Origin of the sequence: Luteolibacter sp. AS25 (assembly GCF_046736275.1) — a bacterium.
Classification (GTDB): Bacteria; Verrucomicrobiota; Verrucomicrobiia; order Verrucomicrobiales; family Akkermansiaceae; genus Luteolibacter.
Window position 1 is genome coordinate 2,609,401 of sequence record NZ_CP151837.1, and the last position, 12,442, is coordinate 2,621,842.

The 12,442-nt window shown below is 53.6% G+C and carries 8 protein-coding genes, 1 tRNA gene and 1 pseudogene; 3 read left to right on the forward strand and 7 right to left on the reverse strand.

All coding sequences use genetic code 11. The annotated features are described in order from the left end of the window. Positions 1-3: 3 nt before the first annotated feature. The 6 genes and pseudogenes from AAGA79_RS12065 to AAGA79_RS12090 form a co-directional block, all read right to left on the reverse strand. Entirely contained in the window at positions 4-672 is a 669-nt protein-coding gene (locus tag AAGA79_RS12065) for a c-type cytochrome (RefSeq protein ID WP_411826059.1), read from the reverse strand. 4 nt (positions 673-676) lie between these two features. After that, entirely contained in the window at positions 677-1,321 is a 645-nt protein-coding gene (locus AAGA79_RS12070) for a cbb3-type cytochrome c oxidase subunit II (RefSeq protein WP_411826060.1), read from the reverse strand. Between the two features lie 9 nt (positions 1,322-1,330). Beyond that, positions 1,331-2,835, reverse strand: a pseudogene (locus AAGA79_RS12075) (cbb3-type cytochrome c oxidase subunit I). Next, the gene (gene ccoS, locus AAGA79_RS12080) at positions 2,774-2,965 is read right to left on the reverse strand and encodes a cbb3-type cytochrome oxidase assembly protein CcoS (protein WP_411826061.1); all 192 of its coding nucleotides are present in this window, start codon (positions 2,963-2,965) and stop codon (positions 2,774-2,776) included. Before ccoS ends, AAGA79_RS12075 begins: the two are co-directional and overlap by 62 nt. Before the next feature lie 4 nt (positions 2,966-2,969). Further along, entirely contained in the window at positions 2,970-4,577 is a 1,608-nt protein-coding gene (locus AAGA79_RS12085) for an FAD-dependent oxidoreductase (protein WP_411826062.1), read from the reverse strand. Positions 4,578-4,583: 6 nt separating this feature from the next. Next, a complete protein-coding gene (locus tag AAGA79_RS12090; protein ID WP_411826063.1) occupies positions 4,584-5,246 on the reverse strand; it encodes a rhodanese-like domain-containing protein in 663 nt (220 codons plus the stop codon). Here AAGA79_RS12090 and AAGA79_RS12095 point away from each other — a divergent pair. Further along, complete coding sequence (locus AAGA79_RS12095; RefSeq protein WP_411826064.1) at positions 5,182-5,529, forward strand: ArsR/SmtB family transcription factor; 348 nt, start codon at positions 5,182-5,184, stop codon at positions 5,527-5,529. The two genes, AAGA79_RS12090 and AAGA79_RS12095, sit on opposite strands and share 65 nt — an antisense overlap. 85 nt (positions 5,530-5,614) lie before the next feature. Here AAGA79_RS12095 and AAGA79_RS12100 read toward each other — a convergent pair. After that, positions 5,615-5,689 (reverse strand) — tRNA-Cys (locus AAGA79_RS12100). 128 nt (positions 5,690-5,817) lie between these two features. Between AAGA79_RS12100 and uvrA the strand changes: the two genes are divergently transcribed. Further along, positions 5,818-11,358, forward strand: a complete 5,541-nt coding sequence (gene uvrA, locus AAGA79_RS12105; protein WP_411826065.1) for an excinuclease ABC subunit UvrA — start codon at positions 5,818-5,820, stop codon at positions 11,356-11,358. 166 nt (positions 11,359-11,524) lie between these two features. After that, entirely contained in the window at positions 11,525-12,208 is a 684-nt protein-coding gene (locus AAGA79_RS12110; protein ID WP_411826066.1) for a PEP-CTERM sorting domain-containing protein, read from the forward strand. The last annotated feature ends 234 nt before the right edge of the window (positions 12,209-12,442 follow it).

Sequence of the window (12,442 nt, forward strand, 5' to 3'; positions counted from 1 at the left end):
GGCTTAATTGGCCTCTCCAGTAATGTTATCCAGATCGGTAGTCGTCCATGGTGCGTGATCTGCAAAATTCTCACGTAGTTCTGCGACTTTGGCAGGAGTTACCGGTGGTGACGAATTACCCCACTCGGAGCGTATATAGGAGAGAACAGCTGAGATTTTCCGGTCATCAAGAGTCGCACCCTGGGCTGGCATAATACTGTTCCAGGTCTCCCCGTTCACCACAATTTCTCCTCCCAATCCATGCAGGACGATGAGGATAATCCTTTCCTCCGGTCCATTTACCCAATCCGATCCTGCTAATGGCGGAAAAGCGCCGGGCAATCCCTTCCCATCGGCCTGATGGCATGCGGCACAAACAGTCGTAAATACAGTCTTCCCCTCCTTGATAAGGGCTGCCGGATTATCAGATGCGGGGGCGGTTTTCGCGTCTTCGGCAGACTCCTCAAGAACCAATGTTCTCGGGTAACTCTCATTATACTCATCCCACCGGAAGCCTCCGGATTCAGAAAGGAGATACCAGATCCCCCATATACAGAGGGGTGCATAAATCCCGTGAACCAACCACCATGGCGCCCGCCGTATGGCTTCAATCGGTTCTTCCTTCTCACGTATCAGAGCTCCGTGAACCTCACGGGTATCCATATCTTCGCCAGGTTCGTTTCCCGGTTTCATAATGCTATTTGGCTTGGGATTCCGCGCGGGCGGCGGCGGCTTCAGGTATCTCGTATGAGGAAAGCTTCAGTGATTGGAGATAAGCCATGAGCGCCCGCATGTCCTCGTTCGGGGTTACTTCATACCCACGGCCGGGCCCGAAGCCTTTAGGGAAATTCAGCGCGTCCGCGGAAGGATTTTCCGGATCTATTTTCTTCGTATCGAAAAGAAACCGGAATGGCGGCATGATCGATCCCTTGGAGGTAATCTGGGGATCATAAAGATGGAGGTAGTTCCAGGTCTCGGATGGATTCCTAACACCGATGTTGGCAAGATCGGGACCAGTGCGCATTGTCCCCATCTGGGCGATTTCCTGAGTCATATAATCCCGTGCTACTGTCCTTCTCACTCCCCATCCCCGCGCGATATCAGTCCGGACCCGTGCCGGATGTACCTGCTGTGAATGACAATAGACACAGCCATTGGCTATGTAGACATCACGGCCTCTTTTCTCTAGGTCGCTCAGATATGGTGGGATCATTTCACCGGTTTCCGGATCCGGCGCTTGCTTGAAATTCCCCAGACCCCACACAGGCAGAAGAACCAGCCCGCACCACGAGGAAAAGAAAGTCAGCATGAAGCCGATGAAGATGTATCGGAATTTGTGCATGATTCGAAATTAGTTGGAGGGAATACGTTTTGTGAAAAGAGTAGGCACCCCGTTACTGGCGCGGTGGCGGACAATCATCCAAGTGAAGGAGATGGCAAAAGCGACATGGCCGAGTGTCATGAGCGATCCGGAAACGGTCCTAAGTTTCAAATAAGGGATCGTCAGAGCCACGATTTCCAGGAATGGAGTATCCTTCTGGTTCATTTCAATTCCCTGCAGGAAACCGCCCCAGCTAAGGAAAACAAAATAGCAGATAAAGCCTACCGCACTCCCCCAGAAGTGAACTCGGATTAGGAAGCGTGAGGGCCACTCCCGCTCCAGAAGTCTAGGCATGATGTAATAGATGGACCCGAAAAACACCATTGTGGCGAATCCGTAGGCCCCCAGATGCGCATGAGCGATCGTGTAGTGGGTGAAGTGGGTGACACCATTCAGAGATCTGATCGCCATCGTGGATCCTTGGAAAGAAGCCAGCGTGTAGCAAACAGCTCCGAAGACGACGAACCTCAGCGTGGGGGAATAGACCAGTTTTCCGAAATGACCTACCATCGTGAAGTGGTGGTTGATCGCCACCGTGACGACAGGAATGAACATCATCACACTCGCCACCACCGAAGCTGTAATGAGCCATGCGGGAAACGGCCCACCAATCAAATGGTGCATGCCATTCCACGCGTAGAAAAACGCTAGCGACCAGAAACCGATAATTGACAGGTAATAGGAGTGGATTGGACGTCCGATAATTTTCGGAATTAGGTAATAGGCGGCTCCCAGACCGATCGGTGTAAACCAAAGCCCAAGTGCGTTATGCGCGAACCACCAGTTGATAGGTGGCTGTGCTGGTGCCTGTGTCGGCGCAAGGACCAGCAGCCCATGGGCGGTAAAAAACAGTGATGGAAACCAAAAAAGGCGGCCATGATATACCATTGGGAAATGTAGATATGGCCAGGCGGGCGCCGGCGTATCAAGCCCACTGCCTCCAGCATCACGAAAGCAAATGATGCGAGAAGAAATGGAGCGGCATAGGTAGGATACTCCAGCCATTCCACTGCTGTGGAATCGCCGCGGAGAATCCCCCAGACACCCACAGCATTTCCGAGATTCCACAGGATGGCCGCGAGCGTAAGTGAGCGATTATCACGGATCGGAGCACGACATAGCCGGGAAAGGATCCAAAGACCAATACCTATCCCGGCAGTCGATAGCCAACCATAGGCAACGATGTTCAAATGGGCGGGTCGTACTCTTCCGAAGGTCAGCCAGGCATTTTGCGCCAGGAATTCCGGATCATGGAGTTTTACGGACGCGGCAATGGCAATGACAGATCCCAGAATGAGCCAGACGATGGATGAGCCGAGGAATATCCCAACCGGCCAGCGCGCGGCTCGGTCGATCTCAAGGCGCTGCTGCCGGCTTTTTTCAATCTCTTCCGGATTCTGGCCGGTAATATTCTTAGAGTTCATTTTCTTCGGAAAGTGATGGATCTGTAGGTCTACCAATAGGCTCATCCGCATCGAAAATCATTTCAGCAGCATTACCCAGGTCCTCGAACTGGTGATTGTTTGCAGCCCACGAAAAGGCGAAGAGCGACCCCAAGCTGCCCATAAGCATGACGATCAAAATGATGATTACAGCGGCTAACATGATATCAAAGATTCAGGTGGGCTCCTCCAATGATCGAGTGGGCATCAAAACCATTCTGCTGCAGAATCCTTGCTGCGAAATACGAAGTTTTGCCCATCTGACAGATAGCAAAAACAGGCTGCGTGGAATCGATTTCCCCAAGGCGACTGCGGAGCTCCGGCAATGGAATATTAATAGCACCGGGAACTGGCTGGGATTTCGCTTTCGCAGCCGGGCGGACATCAACGACGATGGCCCGGCCATCCGGAAGTCCGTATTTAGGCTTCAGCAGGCCTTCACGGAGATTGCATGCGGCAAATCCTGCAATATTCACAGGATCCTTTGCCGAACCGAACGGAGGCGCGTAACAAAGCTCCAGATGGCAGAGATCTTCGACGGTCATCTTTCCCCGAATTGCAGTGGCGAGCACATCTATCCGCTTATCCACCCCGTCCCGCCCGACGGCTTGAGCACCGAGAATCCGGCCGTCTTCAGGAGACCAGAGAACCTTCAGTTTGATTGTTTCCGCACCGGGATAGTAGTCAGCATGGGAAGCAGCATTGATTGTCACGCTCTGGAACGGTACATCCTGCTTTCTTAGAAACTCCTCCCCGTACCCTGTCAAAGCCGCCGTGGTCTCGAATACCCTCACATTGGCAGTTCCTATCGATCCGGGATACGGCAGAGCCTCGTCACCACGGAACATATGATCGGCAATTGTCCGCCCCTGCCTGTTCGCAGGTCCCCCGAGTGCGAGCGGACGGTAACCGCCCAAAATAGAATCGCTGGTCTCGACTACGTCTCCAGCTGCGTAAATATTTTCGTCCGAGGTCTGCTGATACTCGTTCACCCGGATATGACCACGATCTCCCAAAGCCAGACCACAATCCTCGGCCAGTGCATTTTCAGGCACTACCCCGATGGAAAGTATTATGAGATCTGTCTTCAATCGCAAACCGCTCGCAAAAACAGCGGTTGGACCTTGCTCGATCGAAATCAGATTTTCGGAAAAATGTAACCGGACTCCCTTGGATTCGAATGTCGAGGCGAGGTCTTTTGCCAGCTCCGGATCAAGTGGAGTGAGCACCTGCCGATTCCTCTCCACAAGCGTGGTAGTGCATCCCAAATGATGAATCTGCTCAGCCATTTCCAGACCTATAAAGCCACCGCCGATGATCAGGACATCTTTGGCCGACTTCAAATCGGTCTCAATTCTGTCCATATCCTGCAGGGTCCGTAGACTATGGACTTCAGGAAAATCAATCCCGGTAATCTGCGGAACAAGGGGCTTGGCTCCCGGGCTAAGAACCAACTTATCATATGACAACCTCGATTCATCCCCCGTCTCGAGGTCCCGCACGGTCACACTTTTCGAAATACGATCAATGGCTATCGCCTCCGTCCGCGTTAGAACTTCGAGGTTAAGCAATTTTGAGAGGGATTCGGGCGTCTGGATCGCCAGATCCGAGCGTTCGGTAATCTCCCCTCCGATGTGATAAGGCAAACCGCAGTTCGCAAATGAGACGTCCGGGCCGCGCTCAATAATTGTAATCTCCGCGGTTTCCGAAAGCCGACGTGCACGTGCTGCGGCGGAAGCTCCTCCAGCGACTCCACCGATAATGAGAATTCTCATGGTATATCAGGATAAAATGTAGGCTGCACAGCAGGAGCCAGTCGCTTTCTTGCATCGATTCCACGGTGCCTTCGAAAGCAGAACCGCCAATCCGCACCACCCTGTCGAGCCAGCAAATGTCAGGCCCGCTCCAAGAAAAGCGGGAAGAACTGCAAAGAGTGGATTGATGAAAATAGCCGCCAACGAGCCGATGAGAGAAAGAACGCCCACAACTAGCTGAACCTGTCTCATGAGCGGCAAAACCTTACGTTCAGTCTGATTGACTGGCAGACCGGAACTCTTCCATGAAGTGATTCCGCCTTCCACTACGGATAATTTGTTGAAGCCTTTTTCCGCCAGGATACCGGCTGCCCGTTCAGCCCTCTTCCCTCCTAGGCATAGAAGGCTAAAATGAGCGTCACGATCCAGCTTTCCACAGCCGGAATCCAGTCGATCAAGCTGTATGTGTAGCGCTCCCGGGACGTGCTGTTCGGCGAACTCGACATCTGTCCGGACATCCAGCAAAATGCTTTCACCTTTCGAGACTAACTCGTTTGCGGCTTGTGGCTGGATCGATTTTGTTTTGAAGGTAGTTATATGTGAATATATTCCTATATTAGAATAAATGAAGACAGAGTCCAGTGGAAATTTGGGAATGAGCGCGGAAGCACTGGAAAAAGTAGCTTCCATGTTTCGCGTGCTTGGAGAATGGGTTCGTCTATCTCTCCTACAGGAGCTGATGTCCGGAGAAAAAACAGTTGGGGAGCTCGTAGAGGCCAGTGGACAGGGGCAAGCCAGCGTCTCCAAACACCTGAAGCTGATGTATGATGCCGGGCTCCTTTCAAGAAGAAAGGAAGGGGTGAAGGTTTTCTACAGACTCAAGGACGACATGGTCTTTTCGCTATGTCAGCTCGTCTGCGGAAAACTCGCCACAGATCAGAAAACCAGGGAAGAAATAGATTTCTCAATTTGATACCAATTACCTATCTGGATAATTCCGCCGGGTAATCCAGTTCTTTAACTGACTCTTGAATCTCTAATATCCAGAATGAGGATATTGGAGGCGGAGGTGGGAATCGAACCCACGAATGACGGTTTTGCAAACCATTGCCTTACCACTTGGCGACTCCGCCGTTAAACCCGGCGCGGGAGGCGATTGATTACGCGGATTCCGCGGACATGTCAATGCCCGGATTTACGATAAATTACCAAATCTTCATTCTTCCCCTAGCAGATAACGATTTTCTGCCTATCGTCCGATGTGCCCAGAAAGTCGAAAAAAAGGAATTCAAATAGCTCCATTGCCCTACGCGGTTGCCGCCAACACAACCTCCAAAACCTGGATCTGGATATCCCGCTCGGAAAACTCACCGTAGTTACCGGTCCTTCTGGGTCAGGGAAATCCTCGCTCGCCTTTCACACACTCTATGCCGAAGGCCAGCGGCGCTATGTGGAAACTTTTTCCCCTTACGTCCGTCAGTTTTTTGATCGTATGGACAAGCCATTGGTCGACTCGATCGATGGCATTCCTCCCGCTATCGCCATTGAGCAGAAAAACCACGTTCGCACCACCCGCTCGACAATTGGCACCCTCACGGAAATCAACGACTACCTGAAGCTCCTCTTCGCACGACTAGCCACCGGATACGATCCCAACACGGGAGAAAAAATAGAACCGGACTCACCCGAATCCGCCTCCACCTGGGCTACGCAGAATCTTTCCGGAGAAAATATTCTCATCACCTTTCCGATACCGGTCCCCAGCGATGCCAATCCCGAGGAACTTTTTCCGTTTCTCAATTCCCAGGGCTACCTCCGAGTCCTCATCAAAGGCGAAATCTATCGTACCGATGAAACACCCCCAGAGAGGATCCCGCCTTCCCTCAGCGTAATCCAGGACCGCTTGAAAATTTCCGCACAAAACTCAAGCCGCCTACTTGAAGCACTTGAAGCGGCATTTCTTTTGGGGAAAGGACACGCATCCATCATCCATCCCGAGAAATCCCGCGCGTTCACCACCACTTGGACAAACCCGAGAACCGGTTTCACACTCCGCGCGCCTTCCCCCGCCCTATTTTCTTTCAATTCCCCCCTCGGAGCCTGCCCGAAATGCAGGGGATTCGGCCGGATCATCGGCATAGATCCGGGAAAAGCCATTCCTGACCCTACCCTCACCCTGAAACAAGGTGCCATTAAACCCTTTCAAGGAGACCGCGGCGAGGAATGCCAACGCGACCTCGTCCGCAACTGTAAGGAACGCGATATCGACATCTCCACCCCATGGGAGGACTTCGATGAAGATACCCGTGACTGGATCTACTATGGAGATCGGCAGACAAGCTCTCCGGAGGATCTTGAGGAACTCTGGCAATCCGGTGGATGGTACGGCGTCAAAGGCTTCTTCGACTGGATGGAAACAAAGGCCTACAAGATGCACGTTCGCGTATTTCTCTCGCGCTATCGCTCCTACACCACCTGTGATTCCTGCCGTGGCAAGCGGCTCCAGCCCGAGGCTCTCTGCTTTAAAATCAAGGACAAGACTCTCCCGGACCTGTGGGCCATGCCCATCTCGGATCTGCTCCCGTTTTCAGCCGAGTTGCGGGAAAATCATACAGCCCTCGGGACCACTGATAGCACACTCAAGCTTGTCCTGACGGAAATCCACTCGCGCCTCCATTACTTGAACGAAGTGGGTCTCTCCTACCTCACACTTGATCGTCCCACCCGCACACTCTCCGGCGGCGAAGTCGAACGCGTGAACCTCACCACCTGCCTCGGGGCATCACTCACCGGCACACTCTTCGTCCTCGATGAACCCACCGTAGGCCTCCACCCGCGCGATATCGATCGCCTCGTTGGAGTCATGCACGGCCTGAGGGATAAAGGAAATACCCTGGTCGTAGTAGAGCACGAGGAAACTGTCATGCGTGCGGCAGACAACCTTATCGACATTGGCCCAGGTGCCGGCCAGCACGGCGGCAACATCATATTCCACGGTAACGCCCAGGATCCATCACTGACCACTACCGGGCAGCATTCAATAGGCACTCTACCTTGGCTCAGCGGAGAAAGGTCCATCTCCATCCCGGCAAAACGCCGCAAACCCACCAAACAAAAGCTCATCATCAAAGGCGCTTCCCGCCACAATATCAAAAAACTCGATGCGGAAATTCCCTTGGGCATCTTCGTATGCCTCACCGGCGTATCCGGCTCAGGGAAATCCACTTTTGCCCACGAGATCGTTTACCTCAATACCGCCCGCAAACTCGGAATAGAGACCAGCGACGATCCCGCACCCATCAAGGAAATCACCGGCACACAGCATATTGACGGCATCGAACTCATCGATCAAACCGCAGTCGCCCGCACCCCACGCTCCACTCCGGCGGTTTTCCTCGGTGCCTTTGATCCCATCCGCCAACTCTTCGCAAACACACCGGACGCCAAAGCCCGCGCCCTAAAAACCGGATTCTTTTCCTTCAATTCCGGTGAGGGCCGTTGCGATCGCTGCGCTGGAAACGGCTACGAAAAAGTCGAAATGCAGTTTCTCTCCGATATCTACGTCACCTGCCCGGATTGCGAAGGAAAACGCTACAAGCCCTCCACACTGGAGTTTCTCTATCGCGGAAAATCCATCCACGGAATCCTCGACTCCACCGTCACCGAAGCCATCAGCTTCTACGAGGATATCGATGGAATTCCCGCCTCCCACGCAAAGCGCCATCAGACGATCGTCCGCATTCTCACCCCTCTCGTCCAGGTTGGCCTCGGCTACCTGAAACTAGGCCAGGCACTTAACACACTCTCCGGCGGTGAATCCCAGCGACTCAAACTCTGCCAACTCCTCTCCGCCTCCGCCGCGAAAGAAGGCAAAAAGCTACTCATCCTGGACGAGCCCACCACCGGCCTCCATTTCTCCGATATTGAAAACCTTCTCGCAGTTTTCCAACAACTAGTCGACGCCGGCCACTCCCTTCTCGTCATCGAGCACAATCTGGACGTCATTAAATCCGCGGATTGGATTCTCGACCTCGGCCCCGAGGCAGGAAAACACGGCGGCCAACTTGTAGCCGAAGGCACGCCCGAGCAAATCGCCAAGGCCAACACCCCCACCGCAAAATACATCAAGACAGCACTAGCCGGAACCACTGACTCAACTCCCGGCGAAACCGCAGATCCACCACTGATCACTGAGCAACCGGCACTGATCACTCTACGAGGAGCCCGCCACCATAACCTCAAAAATATCTCCCTCGACATCCCGCGGGACGAGCTAGTCGTTATTTCCGGACTCTCTGGATCGGGAAAATCCACATTGGCCTTCGATATCCTCTTCGCTGAAGGCCAGCGGCGTTTCCTTGATAGCATGTCCGCCTACGCCCGCCAGTTCGCCGAGCAATTGGAGAAACCCGAGATCGATCAACTCCAGGGCCTTCCACCCACCGTCGCTATCGAGCAACGCGTCTCCCAGGGCGGCGGAAAATCCACCGTTGCCACCGTCACAGAACTTTGGAACTTCATCCGCCTCCTCTACTCAAAGTTAGGCACCATCTATTGCCCGGATTGCCAGGTCCCCGTGGAGAAGCAATCTATCGCCGCCATCGAGAAAACCATCCGCGCAGAGCTTAGGAAAGGCCCTATCAGCATCCTTTCCCCCCTCATCCGCGGGAAAAAAGGCTACCACACGGAAATTGCAGCTTGGGCCGTAAAGCAAGGCTTCACCACCCTCCTCGTCGATAAACAATTCAAGGAAGCCGCAGAGTTCACCCCACTCGAACGATACGTGGAACACGATATCGACGTCGTCGTCGCAGACTCTTCAATCAACGCCGATCACACCGCACTCGGCACCCAGCTGTCCCGCGCTCTGGACATAGGAAAAGGACTGATAAAACTCTTCACCGCCGACAAAAAGTTCATCCTCCTATCCACAAGCTCCAGCTGCCCGTGCTGCAACCGCTCGTTCGAAGAGCTCGATCCTCGACTCTTCTCATTTCACTCACCCCACGGCTGGTGCACGGACTGCCGCGGCCACGGTAAAGTTCCGAAACGCCGCCGTATCCTCGATACCTCCCGCTTCGATTCCGTCCTCGAAGCAGAAATGGACGCAGACCGCTCCATCGATAAGATGGATACAGCGGAGTTCATCGAATGCCCATCCTGCCACGGATCCCGTATCAATCCCGTTGGCGCCTCCGTGCACATCGGGGATACACCCATCGCCGCCCTCTCCCAGCTCTCCATCAACGACGCCTCCTCACATTTCCAAAAACAGAAATTCTCAACCGCCCGCGAAAAACTCATCGCCCGCGATATTATACCTGAGATCTCCCAGCGCCTGAATTTCCTTGATGAAGTAGGCCTTGGCTACCTCCACCTGAACCGTTCCGGAAACACCCTCTCCGGGGGTGAATCCCAACGCATCCGCCTCGCCGCCCAGCTCGGATCCAACCTCCGCGGCGTCCTCTACGTGCTGGACGAGCCCACTATCGGCCTGCACCCGCGCGATAACTCAGCCCTTCTCAAAACCCTCACCGCCCTACGCGACCAAGGAAATTCCCTTATCATCGTAGAGCACGATGAAGACACCATCGCCTCCGCGGACCATCTAATTGATCTCGGACCGGGGGCCGGCCGCCTTGGCGGAGAAATCGTCTATCAGGGAAATCCTCCTAAAATCGGCAGTCGCAAAAAATCATACGAGAACTCCCCCACCTACCGCGCTCTAGCGCACCCACTGTCACACCCCACACGTGGCGAGCGCCGAAACATCGGTAAAACCCACCCGCACCTGAAGATCAAAGGCTGCCACGCAAATAACCTCAAGGACATCGACGTAGCCATTCCTCTCGCACGCCTCACCGTGCTTACAGGAATTTCCGGCTCCGGGAAATCCACGATCATGCACCAAGGCATCGCCGCAGCCTTCGATAAAAAGTCCAAAACCAAGCCCTTCAAATCCGTTTCCGGAAATAAGAATATCAAATCCGTTTACGAGGTAGACCAGTCACCTATCGGTAAAACCTCCCGCTCCTGCCCCGCTACCTACGTCAAAGTCTTCGATCACATCCGCGCCCTCTACGCCCAGCTCCCCGAGGCCCGCATGCGCGGCTTCGATGCTTCCCGGTTTTCGTTCAACACCGATGGTGGTCGCTGCCCTGATTGCAAAGGAAACGGTCGCGTAAAACTCGAAATGGACTTCCTCCCCTCCACCTGGGTCCACTGCGAGGAGTGCAACGGCATGCGCTACAACCCGGCCACACTCGAAGTGAATTTCCGCGAAAAAAACATCGGCCAGGTTCTCGCCATGACCATCGATGAAGCATCAACCTTCTTCGAGTCCCAGCCACGCATCTCCCATCCGCTGAAACTCATGGCAGATACCGGCCTCGGCTACCTCCAGCTCGGCCAAGCCTCCCCCACCCTCTCCGGCGGCGAAGCCCAGCGCATCAAGCTCGTCTCCGAGCTCATCAAAGGACGCGGCATGAAAGCCACCCTCAACAACGCCCAGCTAAAAGCCCGCAATCTCTACCTCATCGAGGAACCCACCGTCGGCCTCCACCTGGAGGACGTGAAACGCCTCATCGACATCCTCCACCGCCTTGCCGACGAAGGTCACACCGTCGTCGTCATCGAGCACCACATGGCCGTTGCCGCCGAGGCCGATTGGATCCTAGACATCGGCCCCGAAGCCGGAGAAGACGGAGGAGAAATCGTCTCCCAAGGCACCCCGGAAATGGTCGCAAAATCCAAAATTTCACGCACCGCACCGTTCCTAAAAACAGCCCTTTCCATAGACTAGATAAGCCTACATTCAACCATAGAACGGACACCGACTATTTCCATCTTGACCCAAAAAGGTAAAAACGTTTTGCTCGTTCAGCATTTTCGTCAGCATATCCCCCCGATAAATGCAAATTTATCGAATGCCACTTCATGCGCGTAAAATGAAAAACCCTAGCTCCAATATGAAAAAAATTACCTCCCTCCTCGCATTCTCACTATTTTCAGTACCTTTATCACACGCAGCAGTATTGGCATCTTACAGCTTCACCGGAGGTTCACTTGCCGAAGACTCGGGGTCCATATACGCATCCGACGCTACTCTACCAGCGACTAGTGTCACCATCGATACCGTCGATCCTATTACCATGGATGTCACCAGCACGACGACAACCGTGCAATTTGTAACCAACAACGATCCTGCAATAGGAGATATTGATACCATCACATCCACTTACATGCCGAATGGCGATTTCTATTCGGCAGCCGAATTCACTTACACCGTAAGTGATCTCGCTTCAGACGCTTATCTCATAATAGATAGCGCAAGCATAAATGCGATCAGCAGACCCGGTGGAAATGGTCGCAGACTGAGTTTTGCAATTTCTGAAAATGGTAGCAATTTCAATAACCTCGGCGGCCGAGGAAACTCGTCAATTGGCGTGAATCTCGACGATAGCATCTCCACCACACAATTTGTCAATGGTGACACGTTTACTATTCAGCTTCAGGTCAGGGATACCGTGGACAATGGAACCTATATTCTGGATGACCTCACTCTGAACGGCACAATCATTCCTGAGCCGTCTTCGGTGGCCCTCCTCGGACTCGGTGGTGCAGCGCTGCTCCTTAGACGCCGCAGAGTGTAGGCCCCGCAGCTTTCAAAGAAGATTTCATCGCTTTCGATCCCCGGAACCTCTCAGTAGGTTCCGGGGATTTTTTTGTTTCAGTAGATCATCGGACAATGCCCCTACTCAGACCAGATCGTTCCCAACGATTCCGCCACTGCTACCCGGGTATCCCCTGCGGATAACACCAAACAGAAAAATTTGCCGCCCACGGACGACAATACATCGACGGAAAAGCTGCCGGCTCAAGAGTGA